This is a genomic window from Sporotomaculum syntrophicum, from assembly GCF_009932395.1.
GTDB classification, from domain to species: Bacteria; Bacillota; Desulfotomaculia; order Desulfotomaculales; family Desulfallaceae; genus Sporotomaculum; species Sporotomaculum syntrophicum.
Genome location: NZ_LSRS01000007.1, coordinates 42,971 through 59,429 on the forward strand (window position 1 = coordinate 42,971; position 16,459 = coordinate 59,429).

The 16,459-nt window shown below is 46.8% G+C and carries 16 protein-coding genes; 1 reads left to right on the forward strand and 15 read right to left on the reverse strand.

The window, feature by feature from the left end:
* Window positions 1-3: 3 nt before the first annotated feature.
* From mtaB to SPSYN_RS13565, 14 genes are all read right to left on the reverse strand, one after another.
* Window positions 4-1,326 (reverse strand): tRNA (N(6)-L-threonylcarbamoyladenosine(37)-C(2))-methylthiotransferase MtaB, encoded by a 1,323-nt coding sequence (gene mtaB, locus SPSYN_RS13500; RefSeq protein ID WP_161823022.1) that lies wholly within the window; start codon window positions 1,324-1,326, stop codon window positions 4-6.
* An 8-nt stretch (window positions 1,327-1,334) separates the two neighbouring features.
* Window positions 1,335-2,078 (reverse strand): 16S rRNA (uracil(1498)-N(3))-methyltransferase, encoded by a 744-nt coding sequence (locus SPSYN_RS13505; protein ID WP_161823023.1) that lies wholly within the window; start codon window positions 2,076-2,078, stop codon window positions 1,335-1,337.
* Between the two features lie 398 nt (window positions 2,079-2,476).
* Window positions 2,477-2,764: a hypothetical protein gene (locus tag SPSYN_RS13510; RefSeq protein ID WP_161823024.1), complete on the reverse strand. Its 288-nt coding sequence runs from the start codon at window positions 2,762-2,764 to the stop codon at window positions 2,477-2,479.
* A 149-nt stretch (window positions 2,765-2,913) separates the two neighbouring features.
* Window positions 2,914-3,831, reverse strand: coding sequence for a 50S ribosomal protein L11 methyltransferase (gene prmA, locus SPSYN_RS13515; RefSeq protein WP_161823025.1), 918 nt, complete (start codon window positions 3,829-3,831; stop codon window positions 2,914-2,916).
* A gap of 58 nt (window positions 3,832-3,889) precedes the next feature.
* Complete coding sequence (dnaJ, locus tag SPSYN_RS13520) at window positions 3,890-5,014, reverse strand: molecular chaperone DnaJ (protein ID WP_161823026.1); 1,125 nt, start codon at window positions 5,012-5,014, stop codon at window positions 3,890-3,892.
* A 142-nt stretch (window positions 5,015-5,156) separates the two neighbouring features.
* Window positions 5,157-7,031: a molecular chaperone DnaK gene (gene dnaK, locus SPSYN_RS13525; protein ID WP_161823027.1), complete on the reverse strand. Its 1,875-nt coding sequence runs from the start codon at window positions 7,029-7,031 to the stop codon at window positions 5,157-5,159.
* A gap of 26 nt (window positions 7,032-7,057) precedes the next feature.
* Entirely contained in the window at window positions 7,058-7,660 is a 603-nt protein-coding gene (gene grpE, locus SPSYN_RS13530; protein ID WP_243153060.1) for a nucleotide exchange factor GrpE, read from the reverse strand.
* A 79-nt stretch (window positions 7,661-7,739) separates the two neighbouring features.
* Window positions 7,740-8,786: a heat-inducible transcriptional repressor HrcA gene (hrcA, locus tag SPSYN_RS13535; protein WP_161823028.1), complete on the reverse strand. Its 1,047-nt coding sequence runs from the start codon at window positions 8,784-8,786 to the stop codon at window positions 7,740-7,742.
* Between the two features lie 89 nt (window positions 8,787-8,875).
* Window positions 8,876-10,033 (reverse strand): radical SAM family heme chaperone HemW, encoded by a 1,158-nt coding sequence (gene hemW, locus SPSYN_RS13540; RefSeq protein WP_243153061.1) that lies wholly within the window; start codon window positions 10,031-10,033, stop codon window positions 8,876-8,878.
* Window positions 10,034-10,269: 236 nt separating this feature from the next.
* Window positions 10,270-12,084: a translation elongation factor 4 gene (gene lepA, locus SPSYN_RS13545; RefSeq protein WP_161823029.1), complete on the reverse strand. Its 1,815-nt coding sequence runs from the start codon at window positions 12,082-12,084 to the stop codon at window positions 10,270-10,272.
* Between the two features lie 297 nt (window positions 12,085-12,381).
* Entirely contained in the window at window positions 12,382-12,585 is a 204-nt protein-coding gene (locus tag SPSYN_RS13550; RefSeq protein ID WP_161823030.1) for a DUF3006 domain-containing protein, read from the reverse strand.
* A gap of 240 nt (window positions 12,586-12,825) precedes the next feature.
* A complete protein-coding gene (locus tag SPSYN_RS13555) occupies window positions 12,826-13,164 on the reverse strand; it encodes a hypothetical protein (protein ID WP_161823031.1) in 339 nt (112 codons plus the stop codon).
* A gap of 61 nt (window positions 13,165-13,225) precedes the next feature.
* Entirely contained in the window at window positions 13,226-14,296 is a 1,071-nt protein-coding gene (gene spoIIP / locus SPSYN_RS13560) for a stage II sporulation protein P (protein ID WP_161823032.1), read from the reverse strand.
* 364 nt (window positions 14,297-14,660) lie between these two features.
* Window positions 14,661-15,002: a phage holin family protein gene (locus SPSYN_RS13565; protein WP_161823033.1), complete on the reverse strand. Its 342-nt coding sequence runs from the start codon at window positions 15,000-15,002 to the stop codon at window positions 14,661-14,663.
* A 125-nt stretch (window positions 15,003-15,127) separates the two neighbouring features.
* Here SPSYN_RS13565 and rpsT point away from each other — a divergent pair, with 125 nt between their 5' ends.
* Complete coding sequence (gene rpsT, locus SPSYN_RS13570) at window positions 15,128-15,397, forward strand: 30S ribosomal protein S20 (protein ID WP_161823034.1); 270 nt, start codon at window positions 15,128-15,130, stop codon at window positions 15,395-15,397.
* Window positions 15,398-15,442: 45 nt separating this feature from the next.
* Here rpsT and holA read toward each other — a convergent pair whose 3' ends face one another.
* Entirely contained in the window at window positions 15,443-16,456 is a 1,014-nt protein-coding gene (gene holA / locus SPSYN_RS13575; protein ID WP_161823035.1) for a DNA polymerase III subunit delta, read from the reverse strand.
* Window positions 16,457-16,459: the final 3 nt, after the last annotated feature.

Consider the following 16,459-nt stretch of genomic DNA (forward strand, 5'->3'; position numbering starts at 1 on the left):
TTATCAAATTATTCTTCCCTGTAAGCCAGTGCCACTAAGTGCAGTGATCTTTACATTAGCCAGCTGTCCCTTCCATTTCTCCTGTGCGGTAAAGAACACGCGCACATAATTGTCTGTCAGACCCTCAAAAACATCCTTTGTCAAGCCGGCAGGAGGATATTCTACAGCCTGTTCTACCAACACGGATACAGTTTTGCCCAAGTATTGGGCTGCGAAGGAGCGGGCTAGTCTATGACCGATTGCAATTAATTCCCGGCTACGCTTTTCTTTAACCCGCGGATCAACCTGGCCGGGAAAATTAGCAGCCGGTGTACCCCGGCGGGGAGAGTATTTAAAAACATGCAGTGCCGAAAACTGCATTTCCTTGACAAAAGCGCAGGTTTGGCGGAAATGTTCGTCCCCTTCACCGGGAAAGCCCACCATCACGTCAGTAGTTATGCCTACCTCAGGTATTTTATTACGTATCTTGGCAAGTAGATTGCGAAAAAAATCAGTATCGTAGCGACGCCCCATTATTCTTAAAATATCATTATCCCCACTTTGCAGGGGAATGTGCAAATGGCGGCAAAACGGCGGCCCTGCAGCCATCAGTTCCAGTAATTCTGGAGTAATATCATTCGGTTCCAGGGAACTGAGCCGCAACCTGACCAAGTCAGGTATATTCGCCAGAGATTCCAGCAACCGCACCAAACCAACACCGTCTGATTTCTCCCGTCCGTAAGCGCCGGTATGGATTCCAGTTAGCACAATTTCTTTGAAGCCGCTTTCTACCAAGTTGCGCACACCAGCCAGCACGTTTTCCGGCGCGCGGCTGCGCAGGGGACCCCGGGCATACGGAATAATACAGTAAGCGCAGTAGTTTTCGCAGCCTTCCTGAATTTTTAGAAACGCCCGCACCCGTCCCTGGTGTGATTCTCCAGGTAACTCTTCGAAATGCCTGCAATGGGCTATGTCATCAACAGCTTTTACTTGGTGCCCCTTGACTACACCTTCCACCAACTCTACAATATCTGCCCGGTGACCGGCGCCCACCACAACATCAACGCCCTCGACCTCCAGGACCTCGTCAGGGGCGGTCTGGGCATAGCAGCCCGTTACTGCTACTACAGCTTCAGGGTTTATGCGGCTGGCCCGCCGGATGAGCTGCCTGGATTTACGGTCACCTATACGGGTCACAGTACATGTATTGATAATGTAAACATCCGCTAGGCTGTCAAAGTCCACCACCTGGTATCCACGTCGGCGGAATAATTCCTCCAACGCTGCTGATTCATATTGATTGACTTTGCAACCCAAAGTGGTCAAAGCCACTTTTTTCTCCGTCATGTAAAAACTTAACCTCCTAAATCACCCCACTGATATAATAGCATTGCCAACGCAGCAGGCCCGGCTGTTTCTGTGCGTAAAATGCGCGGACCTAAGGTGACGGGTATACCCCCCCGCCGGCAAGCTTCTGCTACTTCCTGTTGTTCCAAGCCACCTTCGGGTCCAATCAATAGATATACTTCATCCGGCCTGGGCCGGTGTTGTAATTCCTCTTTAAGCGTATGGCCGGTCTCATCCTCCCATAAAACCAGCACCAGTGCACCGGGTGGTATCATGTCCATAGCGGTAGACCACTCCAGTGGTTCGGCCACCTCGGGTACCAATGCCCGGCGACATTGCTTGGTAGCCCCGGTAGCAATGCGCCGCCAGCGCTCTATTCGTGAAGCTTTCTTAGAAACGTCCACTTTTACCACACTGCGTTTACAAACCACGGGCCAAAAGGCTGCCGCGCCCAGCTCAGTGCCCTTTTGTATAACGGTATCCATGCGATCGCCTTTAGCTAATCCTTGTATCAGCACAACCCGAAGAGGAGGTTCACCACCGGCCAACCCCTGGCGGAGCACTTGGCAATAAACAAACTCAGCAGCCAAATTTTCAATACGACATTCAAAATAGTTACCGCACCCATCCAGTAAAGAAATTATATCCCCCGTGCCCAGCCGTAATACCCTTTTAATATGATGGACATCCGGGCCTGTAATTGTAATACTACCACCCTGCACTCGCTCAGGTGCCACAAAAAACCTGGGCATTTTAACCACGACCTTAATAAATTTGTAATTATCATAGGTTTAACCACCAAATAGCTAAAGCCGGTGGCACTGAACCAACAATCCTGGCATTGATTTCAGGCAGTTTACCACTCTTATACCTGGGTAGAGTACCTGGTCTTAACACTAACAACAGATGAGCCTTTTAATAGACCACAAAGTTACTGCTATGTATTACCAAAGCACTTTTTGGTGAACTAGCTGCTGTTGAGGGGTACCGTAGGATATTGTTTGGCTTTGAGTTTTTGCCATACAGAAATATCGTTACCGAATATATACTGATGAATTAAAGCACGCCTCAAAATGGAATTATCTGTTTGCTATAAATTGCGTGGCAGGTAAATAGACTGCGGGTAACCAATACTCTGCCGGAGTGCTGTTTATTCCGGGATGTCATCTTTCTTGCCGACAACATACTGTCTGTACTCTTGGAGAAGCAACTTCTGGTATTCCAGCTTAGCACAGGATGGGATATAATTCTTTTTCCCCAACCTGATGACGATTTCCTCGGCTGTTTCTGGATTCACTTGCCATCCTTCTTCGTAAATATCAGCAAGTATCTCGTCCAGACCTTGTACCATAACATGGGTGCCGTCAAGAAAAGTAATCTTACTGAGACCTTTTAACTGCGCACAGGGAATAAAGCCCCGGTTAATGTAATTTGACACTTTCATTACCTCCCAGTTTACCACCAATCAAATGTTTAAACTCTTTATAATTATAGCGCATATTAGCAAATGCGAGAAAAAAATACCGGCCTTAGATGACTATAATCACTTGAGGCCGATTGCAGATTATATAGTATTACCTTTGTACATTACGACTCTTTTTGATAAACCATCGCCACCCACTCGCCTTCAGTCATTTCTTGCTTTGGTGCCAGACCTGCATCGCCCAGTGCCCGACGTACCTCATCTGCCCGGTCAATAATAATCCCCGAGGCAACTAGCTTACCGCCGGGCTTCAGCGCCGCCGCTGCATCAGGAGCGAGTTGGATAATGACATCGGCAATAATATTGGCCACTATTAAATCAGCCTGGCCACCGGCCAGATTATCCAACAAGTCGCCCTGTACCGCCGAGACCTGGTCCGAAACGCCGTTCCGCTCGGCATTATCCCGGGCTGTCCGCACTGCCAGTTCATCTATATCCACTGCAATTACTTCCCGGGCCCCCAGTAAGGCTGCCGCCACAGCAAGGATCCCTGAACCTGTACCTATATCGTAAACCACTGAGCAGCCCAAAACTAACTCTTCAAGTAATGCCAGGCACATGGCCGTAGTGGCATGCGTGCCGCAGCCAAAAGCCATGCCGGGATCCAGTTCAATAACGGTTTCACCTTCCCGGGCAATATAATCCTCCCAGGATGGCTTCACCACAATATGCTTACCTACCCGTGTCGGTCTGTAATATGCCTGCCAGGCGGTAGCCCAGTCTTGCTCCCTAACTTCCCTGGTTTGCCAGCTCACAGATAATTCAGAGAGTCTGGGAGACAGGTGTTCTAATCTCTGTTGCAAAGAAATATCATGGCAAAAATAACCTTTTACCACAACCTGCCCGACTTGCAGCGGCTTTAGCGTAGGGGCAATTGTCTCGTTACTACCTTCAGCAATGAGGTTCATAATTAAGGCGGGGTCCTCGATAACAACCCCGCCCGAACCAATTTCATTCAAAACATTAGCCACCGCTTCAACCAACTCCACAGGTGAGGCAACGGCTACTTCCAACCAGTCCAAACACAATACCCCCCGGGATCTAACTTGACTTAAACCAATTATAATACAAGATAGCTATTTAACCTGAAAATGCATCCCGCACTTTTCCAAAGAATCCCTTTTCCCCGCTATGGGGCTTTTGACCTTCAATACGAGCAAATTCCTGCAGTAGATCTCTTTGTTTACCGGTCAGCTTGGTAGGTGTAACTACTTTGATGCGCACATGCTGATCTCCACGACCATAACCACGTACATCAGGAATGCCCTTGCTCTTCATGCGCAATACTGTCCCCGACTGAATACCCTCCGGAACCTTCAGCTTAGCATCACCATCCAAAGTAGGCACTGTGATCTCATCACCCAAAGCAGCCTGGACAAAACTGATGTCTGCATCAACCAGGACATTGTTACCATCCCGTTTAAAGATCGCATGGGGCTTCACATGTATGTACACGAACAAATCTCCCGGCGGCCCGCCACGCAAACCCTTTTCTCCCTCGCCAGATAAACGCAACCGGGAACCGGTATCCACTCCAGCAGGAATCTTAACTTTTAAAGTCCTGCTGCGCCGCACCGTACCGGAGCCACGGCAGGTAGGGCACGGTTTTTCAATGATCACTCCTGTGCCGCGACAGCGGTCACAGGTGCGTGATTGCACCATACGCCCAAAAGGAGTGTTCTGGGCATATTGAATTTGCCCCGTGCCATGACATACATCACAATTCCTCTTTGTGGTGCCAGGTGCCGTGCCGTTACCGCCACATGTACTGCACTCTTCGGTTCGGGGAATCTTAATATCTTTTTCCAGGCCAAAAGCAGACTCTTCAAAGGTCAGTTCCATATCCACCCGTAAATCAGCACCCGGCTCAGGACCATTCCTCCGCCGCCCGCTGCTGCCACTGAAAAACATATCAAAAATGTCACCAAAGCCACCAAAATCACCGCCGCCAAAACCACCAAAGCCACCGTTAAACTGGCCATCTGTAGCCGCATGTCCGAAACGGTCGTAAGCCTCCCGTTTTTCAGCATTACTTAATACCTCATAGGCCTCATTAACTTCTTTGAACTTTTCCGCAGCGTTTTTATCTTCCTTGTTAACGTCAGGGTGATACTGACGGGCTAGTTTGCGAAAAGATTTTTTAATTTCCTCAGGCGAAGCGTCCCGGGAAACACCCAGCACCTCATAATAATCCCGTTTTGCCACGTGGGATCCACCACCTTATACTTCAAACACCACCGGGAGGGCTTAAAATAGCCCTCCCGAACGGCAAATATTTTAATAGACTAAGACGTTATACCATTCTACGCAATAAGTTAAATTCCTGTTACAAAACCCGAAAAGATACTTACTTATCTTTTTTATCCTCGTCAACTTCAAACTCGGCATCCACTACATTTTCCTTATTTTCTCCGGTCGCGGCACCACAACCGCCGGCACAGTCTGTGCCGCATCCTGCCTCAGCCCCGCCACCTTGATCAGTTCCAGCCTGCTGTTGTTGATACAGTACGGCCGATAGCTCATACAGCGGTTTGGTTAATTCTTCAATGGCTGCCTTGATTTTGTCCACATCATCACCCTTAACGACCTCTTTAAGCTTCTCAACTGCCTGGTTGACCTGATCAACTTTATCTTTATCGGCTTTATCGGCCAAATCTTTAATTGTCTTCTCGGCCTGGTAAATCATGCTGTCGGCCTGGTTACGCAGTTCTACCAGTTCTCTACGGCGCTCATCCTCTGCAGCATTTTTTTCAGCATCTTTAATCATCTTATCAATTTCCTCATCGCTGAGACCTGAGCCACCCGAAATAGTAATGCTCTGGCTTTTGCCCGTACCTTTATCCTTTGCCGATACATTAACAATACCGTTAGCATCAATATCAAATGTTACTTCAATTTGCGGTACGCCCCGGGGTGCCGGCGGTATACCGGACAATTGGAACCGCCCTAGCGTTTTATTATCGGCCGCCATTGAACGCTCACCTTGTAGCACATGTATTTCCACCGTAGTCTGCCCGTCAGCAGCGGTAGAGAAAACCTGGCTCTTCGAGGTGGGTATGGTGGTGTTACGTTCGATCAACCTGGTGGATACACCGCCCAGGGTTTCTATACCCAGAGAAAGCGGTGTAACATCAAGCAACAGTACATCCTTAACTTCACCGGCCAGCACACCGGCTTGTATAGCCGCGCCAATGGCCACACACTCATCCGGATTAATCCCCTTGTGAGGCTCTTTTTGAATAAAGTTTTTGATGGCTTCCTGCACCGCCGGGACACGGGTGGAACCACCCACCAAGAGTACCTTATGAATATCCTGGGGACTTAATCCAGCATCGGACATCGCCTGCCTGGTGGGACCCATCGTCTTTTCCACCAAATCTGCCGTCAGTTCATTAAACTTAGCCCGGGAAAGGTTGATATCCAGGTGTTTGGGGCCATTGGCGTCCGCTGTAATAAAGGGCAGGTTAATATTAGCCGACATTACCCCGCTAAGCTCCACCTTGGCTTTCTCCGCAGCATCCTTAAGCCTCTGCAGCGCCATCCGGTCACCTTTCAAATCAATACCGGTATCCTTTTTAAACTCACTGATCAAGTATTCCACAACACGCTGGTCAAAATCATCACCGCCCAGCCGGTTATTCCCGCTGGTTGCCTTGACCTCAAAAACACCGTCACCGAGTTCCAATATGGACACATCAAAAGTACCGCCGCCCAGATCAAACACCAGAATGGTTTGTTCATCGCCTTTATCCAGGCCGTAAGCCAGCGCTGCTGCGGTAGGTTCATTAATAATACGCAATACCTCCAGGCCTGCTATTTTACCGGCATCTTTGGTTGCCTGGCGTTGTGCGTCGGTGAAATAAGCAGGCACTGTAATAACCGCCTGGGTCACTTTCTCACCCAGGTAGCTTTCCGCATCAGTTTTCATTTTTTGCAAAACCATAGCAGATATTTCCTGGGGTGTATACTCCTTACCATCTATATTTACTTTATAATCAGAACCCATATGCCTTTTAATAGAGCTTATCGTACGGTCGGGGTTGCTAACCGCCTGGTTTTTAGCTACTTGACCCACCAACCGCTCACCTGTTTTAGAAAATCCCACTACTGAAGGGGTGGTTCGCCCTCCTTCAGCATTAGGTATAACCACTGCTTCGCCGCCCTCCATAACGGCCATGCAGGAGTTGGTGGTACCCAGGTCAATACCCAGTACTTTAGCCATATTTTTCGCCTCCTAAGTTTTTGCAGTTAATTCCCGGGTTTGGCGACTTTAACCAAAGCCGGGCGCAGTAATTTATCCTTAAGATAATAGCCCTGACGCAATTCCGCTGTGACAGTGTTTTCGGGATATTGATCCGTTATCTCTTGCATTATTGCTTCGTGTCGGGTGGGGTCAAATTGTTCACCCACGGATGTCACCGGTGTAAGTCCCTCTTTATGCAGTATGTCCTGTAACTGCCTAATAATCATAGTTATCCCCTCAACTACTTTGCTGGGGTCCTGCTCTTTGGCAGCCAGGGCTAGCTGGAAATTATCCAAAACAGGCAATAGCTCCTCACACAAAGAAGCAGCAGCGTATTTTATAAATTCTTCCTTCTCCTTCGCAGTACGCTTGCGGTAGTTATCAAAATCAGCCTGCAGTCGCAGCAGGCGGTTATAATATTCTTCGGCTTTAGCTATTTGCTTAGCCAGCTCATCTTGTAACCGCTCCACGTTCATTGCTTCTTCTTCCGGCAGAACCTCCACATCACCGGTAATAGCTTCCCCATCGTCAATTGCTTGATGTTCTGCTTTATTTGAATTTTCCTTCGATAGGTGCTCATCGGCCGTAGCATCATGTAATTTATCCACGCGTTTCACTCCTTGACCAACAATTAAATACACCGTGTTTATATATAAATTGTTAAATAACTTACACCATAAAATATGTTTATTTACTACGCCAGCGCATCAATCTTTCTATCACCATTGAAATATTGTCCGTCATATATTCCACTACAGCGAATGCCCGGGCGTAATCCATCCTGGTCGGTCCTAGAAGGCCAATACTCCCTGCCGGTTTACCCTCCATGCGATACGTGCCAAGCACCAGGCTGTAATCTTTTAGGCGACCGTCCTCCAGTTCTTCGCCAATACGCACCGTCACGCCACTCTCCTGGAAAACATCTGACATGATATTGGCCAACTCCTGTTCATTCTCCAGCAGGCTGAGCAGTACTTTGACCTTCTCTATGTTATGAAATTCAGGCTGATTTAAAATATTAAAGATGCTGCCCAGGTAAATTTTTTCCCCGGTTTCCAAGGACAGCCCCTCTTGTATAACATCCATTGCCATATCCAATATATATTTTTGCTTAGCTAACTCAAAATAAATCTCCTTAATCAAGGTCAGGCGAATATTTTCAATTGTTTTGCCCTGCAACTTATGATTTAAAACTTTAGTGATCGTTTCCAGATCAGCAGCCTGTATGGTCTCCGGAATATCAATAATCCGATGGTGCACAGCCCCGGCATCGGTTACCACTACAACCATAGACTGCCCTATACCCATATGCACCAACTGGATGTGTTTGAGACTGCCCCTGCCCAGGCTAGTTGTCATGACTACCCCGGTATAGTTAGTAATCTGCGATATTAGCTGACCGGCGTTTCTCAATACATGACCAATTTCCTGCTTCTTGGTAAGATAACTGTTAAGTACCAGTTTAGCTTCTTTCGAATCAAACTCCTCACGTTTCATCAGATGATCCACGTAATACCTGTAACCCTGGTCGGAGGGCACGCGCCCTGCTGAAGTGTGGGGTTGTTCAATGTAACCCATCTCCTCCAGGTCGGCCATTTCATTGCGGATGGTTGCCGAGCTCACACCTAATTTATATTTCCTGGCTATGGTCCGAGAACCCACCGGTTCCGCAGTGGCAATGTAATCCTGCACTATGGCCATTAGCACATTCTTTTTCCTGGCGTCAAGGGTCATTTGCGACACCTCCTTGTTAGCACTCTCCCAAATTGAGTGCTAACATCTAATAAAAACATAGCACTAGTGATTTCATTTGTCAAGAATATTCACACCGGTGCAAACTCACACATCACCGCATTGGCCAACAGCATACCGGCCGGGGTTAAGCATAAATGATTACCCCGAAGCTTTAGTTGTCCCTTATTTACCAGTGATTCCACAAGACCTGGATATATCTCATTAAGTGATCGGCCAAACCGTTGTTTGAAACGCTCCAGATCCAGCCCTCCAGTCATGCGCAATCCTAAAAAAATAGTTTCAAAGATATCATTTTCCTGAGTAATGTCTTCAGACCAGGCAACCGGAAGCATTCCGGCATTTAGCCTGGTTGTGTAGTCAGTCAAATTAGTCTCGTTCGACATGCGAACTCTCCTTAGGCGAGAGTGTGCTGCCGGTCCCAGTCCCAGGTAGTCTTCATTTTGCCAATAAACCAGGTTATGACGGCATTGTTTATTAAGCCGAGCAAAATTGGATATCTCATATTGCTCCAGGCCAGCAGACTGTAATATATTAATAGCTGCCTGGTACATGTTTATACCATCTTCTTCTTCGCAAGGTTGCAAAAGTCCGCTATCCACCTGCTCCTTTAATAGCGTGCCCTCTTCCAACTGAAGGCCATAGGCTGAAACATGTTCCGGCGCTAAATCTATTACCTGTTCCAAGCAGCGCTCCCATTCGGTAAGGGTTTGCCCGGGTACCTCAAAAATAAGATCCAGGTTGATATTATCAAAGCCTGCTTCCCGTGCCTGCCAAACTGCCGACACCGTTTGCTCATGGGTATGTATACGCCCCAGGGTGCGTAGCGTGGCCTCACTGCAAGCCTGGGCTCCCAAACTGAGGCGGTTGACCCCGGCCAGGCGCAGAGAGGACAGCTTACCGGCATCAACAGTACCAGGATTAGCTTCAATAGTAAATTCAACATCTGACGATAAATTATAATACCCTTTTATGAGAGTTATTATTTCCAAAAGCAGCTTTGTTGATAAACAGGTAGGAGTCCCCCCACCAATAAAAACGGTGGACAAAGGCCACCGTTTTTCATGCTTGTCCCCTAACCGTAACTCCATCTCTCGACGCAAACCGGTTACATATAGGCGAGCGTTAGATTCATTATACGGATAAGAAACAAAGTCACAGTACCGGCACTTGCGCACACAAAAGGGGACGTGAATATATAAAGCACTGTGCCCAACATTTTCAAGCAACGCCTTGCCCCCCAGTATTTTTCGCCAGCAGTTGAAAAGCCGTTTCTTAACAACGTCCTGCTTGAAGTATTCCTTGACTACATGCTAAACCTTTAGATTCTTGGTATTATCTGCCCAAAATACTATTTCAAGAATTATGTGGTCCACTTGACGAAGTACTTCCTTACTTGCGATGTTGTCGCTTGCCTTATCCATGATATTGTCCGTATATTTTAACAGCTTATCCTGCCCACCTCTTATCTCTTATCTTCACCAATCTTCAGCACAGCCATAAACGCTTCCTGGGGTATTTCCACACTGCCCACCTGCTTCATCCGTTTTTTCCCCTCTTTTTGCTTTTCCAGCAGCTTGCGTTTACGTGTGATGTCGCCCCCGTAGCACTTAGCCAGCACGTCCTTGCGGCGAGCTCGCACCGTTTCCCTGGCAATCACTTTACTTCCGATGGCAGCCTGGATTGGCACTTCAAATAGTTGGCGGGGAATCAGACTCCTCAGCTTTTCTACCAGAGCTCTGCCCCGCTGGTAGGACTTATCTTGATGCACAATAAAGCTCAAGGCATCCAGTGGTTCCTCATTAACTAAAATATCCATTTTCACCAGCTTAGACTGCCGAAAACCATCCCATTCATAATCCAGAGAGGCGTAACCCTTGGTACGGGATTTTAGCTGGTCAAAAAAATCAAAAATAATTTCGCTCAGGGGCAGGTCGTATTTAATCATCACCCGGCTCTGGCTCAAGTACACCATATCCTTGTATACACCCCGGCGTTCCTGACTAAGCTCCATCACCGCTCCAACAAATTCCTGGGGCACCATAATCGTAGCTGCCACAAAAGGCTCCTCCACCGACACAATACTGCCGCTGGGAGGCATCAGGCTGGGATTATCAATTTCCTGTGTTTCTCCGGCTGTAGTATTTACCCGGTACCTTACGCTGGGAGCGGTTGTAATCAGGCTCAGCCCATATTCCCGCTCCAGCCGTTCTTGAATGATCTCCATATGTAAAAGCCCCAGAAAGCCACAGCGGAAACCAAAACCCAGCGCTTCAGATGTCTCAGCTTCGTAAACCAAGGAAGCATCATTAAGCTTTAGCTTATCCAGCGCATCTCGCAAAGCACCATATTCGTTGGACTCCACGGGATAAAGCCCGCAATATACCATCGGCTTAACCTGGCGGTAGCCCGGCAGCGGGGCAGCAGCGGACCGGTTGGCATTTGTGATGGTATCCCCTACCCGACAATCACGTGCATTTTTAATACTGGCAGCTAAAAATCCTACCTCACCAGCCCGCAATTCATCAACTAAGGTTGGGGCAGGCTTAAAGACTCCCACTTCATTAACCTCAAACTCCTTGCCGATGGCCATCATTTTAATAGGCATGCCTTTGGCCAGCCGCCCTTCCATCACCCTGAAATAGGCAATGACACCCTTATAGGAGTCGTAATGGGAATCAAAAATCAATGCCTGCAGCGGGCTTGTTTCATCACCCTGAGGTGGGGGAATTCTTTGCACAATGGCTTCTAAGATCTCCTCGATACCTTCGCCGGTCTTAGCTGAGGTTAATACAGCGTCTTGAGCACTCAGCCCGATAACCTCTTCAATTTCATTTCTAACCCTCTCAGGGTCAGCCGACGGCAGATCTATTTTATTAATGACCGGAATTATTTCCAAATCGTGGTCAATTGCCAGGTAAACATTAGCCAGCGTCTGGGCTTCTATACCTTGAGCAGCATCCACCACCAGCAAAGCCCCCTCACAGGAAGCCAGGCTACGGGACACTTCATAAGTAAAATCAACATGCCCCGGCGTATCAATTAGGTTCAGGGCATATTCTTGCCCATCCCTGGCCAGGTAATTCAGACGCACAGCCCGAAGCTTAATGGTTATGCCCCTCTCTCTCTCTAATTCCATGTTATCCAGTACCTGTTCGGACATTTCCCGCTGGGTCAGAGCACCAGTGTATTCCAACAGCCTGTCCGCTAGAGTTGATTTGCCATGATCAATATGGGCAATGATACAAAAATTACGAATATGATCCTGTCTAATATCCAACGGTAATTCCTCTCTCCTTAAAAGGTCAGCTCACAATATTATAGCATTTGCCCGTAAAGGTTAAAAGAACCTTATAGAGTAGGCATCAAAGTACTGCATTTTTTCTTCCTCAGTCTTAAACTATACTTCAGGTTTGGTATTGGCTACCTTAATGCATGTTAGCTGGCCTGAGAAAACCATCCGGGCATAGCCCAGCTGCTCTGTTTGAGTAGTCAAGAACGTATTTATTAACTGGTGACTCAATTAATACCGGCCAAGCAATCAGGCCTATCGTTCGGTTTTTCAGTAACTGTGTTTTTATTCTTCTTCCCTAATTTGCTCGGCGAGCTGAACAATAAGTTGTTTTCTTTGTTGAGTCGCTACCTGGTCCACTGTGATTTGAATGTTGATTACATCGCCTACCCTGGCGCTCTTTGGCACCAATACTTTGGGTATATGAAATATCCTACGTTTATACTCGATTAAAGCATACTCCCCTTCAAATCGATCAATTACCAACATTTTATTAACACCCCTTTTGGCTTCTATTATCTTTCTATCATAACCAATTTGAATGGAGATAGCTAATTGTTATAGCCCAAAAATAGACCAACTGTTTATTTAGGCCTTCTTACATTCTACTCTAATTAGTTAATAGCATGTTTTTTAATCTATTATAACATGTCTAACCCGCTATGATTTAGCTGTTAAATTTGAAAGGTGCCATAAAAATAAATAGAACAACGCCCTACCTATACCCACTTATTGCCAGCCCATAATTTCCCGTGTTTTTTGCTGTACCGGGTCTAGACGATGTGTAATTACCTCCCGGCCAAAACTAAATAATTCACCGGCCTGCTCACCCACCTTTTGACACCAGGCATTAGTAAGCCAAGTACTGCTGTCCAGTGATATGAGCAGGGTTTCGCCCAATAAACTAATTTCCAATTTATCTTCTGCGGTACGCCAATTCAGCAGCGTTAAAGGTTGTTCTGGACTCACCAGACGATTAAAATTATTGAGGGCAATATTAAGGTTGAAAAAAACCATGCCAATGCATATACCCATCATGACTAGCATAGATTTGCTTGTTTTTTGCATATCTTCACCGCATACATAGTTTATTACGTATATTTACCAAAAAAAAGCTTTTCTATGCTATTCAGCTATCTAAATTTCGTTTAACCATCTCCGCCACAGGCCCGGCCAACATTCGCGCGGCAGCAACTGCCTCCTCTGTCGAGTTACTAACGCTGCCCATTTCCAAAAGTACAGCTCGGGGGTGCAAAAACTGGTTATAACGTCCCTCTTTAATACGAACACCCAGGCACAGCCCGGGATACTGTTTATCAATTTCAGCAGCCAACTCCTGGGCAAAGCTATAGTTTTGACGCCAGGTAGGAAAAGGCGACCGGGCATCGGAACCAACAACGATCAATACAGGAGCTACCTGCTGTCCATCCACGCTCACTAAACTGTCTTTCCTGGGTTTACCCGCGTCACGGTGAATATCCAGAACCACCTGCACCGCAGGGTTATCTTCAAGTAATTTTTGCAAAGTTCCCTGGGAAACTGTATAGGCACTGTTATAGTTGGTATCATTTATAACATCGGAGCGAGCTACCCGCACACCATATTTTTTTTCTAGTTCATCTTCCAGCGCCTCAGCCACTTTGACCACACCGCCTCGCTTAGCGGTAAGCCGCTCCATCCCGTCGGTAAGGGCATAGGTTTCACCGGTATGAGTATTATAAATTGCCACTAGACTTTGCGCCGAAAGAGACTGTGGAGGCTGTGCGGCTTCCGGATCAGGCACTGGCTCCAGCTTTGGTGCCGTAACCAAGGCAGTCGGTTCTTCAGGCTTCACAACCCCAGCCAGCAGAGGCATTTGGTAGGCCAAAATTTGCATTTGACGCTGCTGGTCTAGGCTAAATAACCGCGCTAGTTGAGCTGTCAAGACACCCGTCCCGGCCACCTGAGGGGTATCCTCCTTACTGCCCGACCAGGCCATCACCGGTACTGCCACTCGAATAACACCACGGGGATCGCGATCATTCCAAGCAAGCAATAAATTCAATAATCCATGCCCGACTTTAGACAAAACAGGATACAAGACAACCAAACAATTAATCAATATTATCGCCAGCATCACAAATATTACCAAATATAAAACTGGTTTGAATCTAACCCGTGGCCCATACCTGCGATAGTGATAGTTATATACAGGGTACATTATTCCCCTCCTTCAGCTTATCCTTCTAGGCGATGATTTAGCTCTAGATATTTACAGTGACATACCTTCAATCATACTGCCATTCACATAGCAGACTGCTACACTAAAATTGCTGCAATAGCTCAAACATACGGAAAAAGCCATGCTTCTTAAAACTATACAGCTGATGACTTGTCTATAACTATGTCCTAGTGGGGGATATTATTACATATGTAAAAAAATTAGTTTGTTATTGTTGCATGTCTTTTACTATTAAACCCCGCCGTTTTTCACGGCGGGGTTTAGCTTGCTACAAACGTGTACTTGAAAAACCGGTAAGGTCGTTCATTATTCTAGCCTGTATACTTCACCAATACCTGGTCAATCAGCGCAACACCGTAGGTACTACGGCATCGATCAGCCCAACCACGAAAGCTGAAATTAATGCTCCCACCAGGCTGACACTGAGCATATCGGGTATAATAAATTGCGCCAGGTAGATTACCACGGCTGCAGTAAGAAATCCCACGATACCGCGATTCTGAGGTGAAATTCGGTCACCCAGCAGTGCTTCAGCAACATAGCCCAGCACTGCAATCACAGCGGCGGCAATTAAAGCACCCGTAAAACCGCCACGCACGACAAAACCAGGGGCCAGCCAGCTAACAACTATTAATACAAGTGCTGAAACAACAAAACGAACGGCTAGTCCAATCCATTGCGACATTTATGTCTCACCTCCTTTTTTAAAAACTATAATTAGGATTAACCAAAAAACCCGCCCGTATACCAGGCTGAGCTTGCATTTTTTTTAAGCACATGGTAAAATTGACGCTGTTGGGAGGTGAAAAAATGCCTAATATTAAATCTGCTGCCAAGCGAGTGCTAATTACAAAAAAACGCACCGAGCGCAACCGGCATATTAAATCAACAGTTCGCACTGCGATACGCCGTTTTCATGAGGCAATGGCTTCTGAAAACAAAGAAGACGCACAAATGAAATTACGCCGGGCACTCGTTATTATAGACAAGGCGGCTACCAAAGGTGTATTGCACAGAAATACAGCAGCTCGCCAAAAATCCCGCCTGACTAAGTTTTTCAATAAAAATATCGCTGGTTAAAAGACTACCACCCAGTTAAAACAAACATGGGTGGTTAATTTATTTTTAAATACATATTTTCAAAATGAATGTTTCAATAGCAGGATAAAAATCAGCCCGGCCGGTTTTTAGCGCATAATCCAACTCGGTAAGATGGTTTAAGGCCTTAACCAGCTGCCCCGCCGGAAAGTTTTTTCGTTGCGCATAAATTTTAGTATATACAAAGGGGTGCAATTTAAGGGCGGCAATGATCTGCTCCCGGGACATACCTTTCTGGGCTAGTCCCTGCACCTGTAAAATCAGTCTGAATTGCCTGGCCACCATACCAATAATCTGCTGAGGTTGCTGTTTGTGCATTAGTAGATTTCGGATACCGGACAACGCCCGTACGTAATTTTTTCCCCCAATAGCATCAACGACTTCGAAGATACTATCCTCCAGCCGGGCAGCAACCATCTGCCGTACGGTCTCCAAGCTAATAGTTTTCCCTGGCCCCGTATAGCTTACTAGTTTCTCCATTTCGTGATATAGGGTATACATATCACGACCGCAACGTGCTAGCAATTCTCCCACGGCTTCACGTCCAATATTACAGCCTTCCTCACGGGCGCGCTTGGCAAGCCATTTAGTAAGATCGGCCGGCTTCAACAAGGTAAACTCGATAGTCCGACCTACCCGGGCAATTTCCTTATAAATTTTTTTCCGCTTGTCTACGTTTTGAGCGGTTTCAAAAACCAGACAGGTACCGGCATAAGGAGAAGCTAAATAACCCAAAATATGCTTAATATCTTGCTCGTTTTTTTCTGCTTTCGTCTCAAATATTTGCGGGCTGCGTACCAACACCAGCCGTCGCCCTGCTAAAAAAGACGTGCTGGTTGCAATAGTAACGATTTCCAGCCCTGACATTGTCGAGCCGTCCAGCACATCATAATTTATCTGTTCTCCTCCCGGAGGTAAAACATATTTCTTAAGAAGTTCAATGGCCTGGTCCCGTAAATAGCTTTCCGGGCCATAAAGCAGGTAAACCGGTGAGATATTACCTTTTTTAAGCTCCGCTAAAAAATCTATAAAATACTTCATAAA

What these genes read in the sequence shown, in the direction of transcription:
- mtaB (WP_161823022.1), bottom strand. Translation starts at nt 1,326, where the DNA reads ATGACGGAGAAAAAAGTGGCTTTGACCACTTTGGGTTGCAAAGTCAAT.
- SPSYN_RS13505 (WP_161823023.1), bottom strand. Translation starts at nt 2,078, where the DNA reads ATGCCCAGGTTTTTTGTGGCACCTGAGCGAGTGCAGGGTGGTAGTATT.
- dnaK (WP_161823027.1), bottom strand. Translation starts at nt 7,031, where the DNA reads ATGGCTAAAGTACTGGGTATTGACCTGGGTACCACCAACTCCTGCATG.
- hrcA (WP_161823028.1), bottom strand. Translation starts at nt 8,786, where the DNA reads ATGACCCTTGACGCCAGGAAAAAGAATGTGCTAATGGCCATAGTGCAG.
- SPSYN_RS13550 (WP_161823030.1), bottom strand. Translation starts at nt 12,585, where the DNA reads ATGTTGGTAATTGATCGATTTGAAGGGGAGTATGCTTTAATCGAGTAT.
- SPSYN_RS13555 (WP_161823031.1), bottom strand. Translation starts at nt 13,164, where the DNA reads ATGCAAAAAACAAGCAAATCTATGCTAGTCATGATGGGTATATGCATT.
- spoIIP (WP_161823032.1), bottom strand. Translation starts at nt 14,296, where the DNA reads ATGTACCCTGTATATAACTATCACTATCGCAGGTATGGGCCACGGGTT.
- SPSYN_RS13565 (WP_161823033.1), bottom strand. Translation starts at nt 15,002, where the DNA reads ATGTCGCAATGGATTGGACTAGCCGTTCGTTTTGTTGTTTCAGCACTT.
- rpsT (WP_161823034.1), top strand. Translation starts at nt 15,128, where the DNA reads ATGCCTAATATTAAATCTGCTGCCAAGCGAGTGCTAATTACAAAAAAA.
- holA (WP_161823035.1), bottom strand. Translation starts at nt 16,456, where the DNA reads ATGAAGTATTTTATAGATTTTTTAGCGGAGCTTAAAAAAGGTAATATC.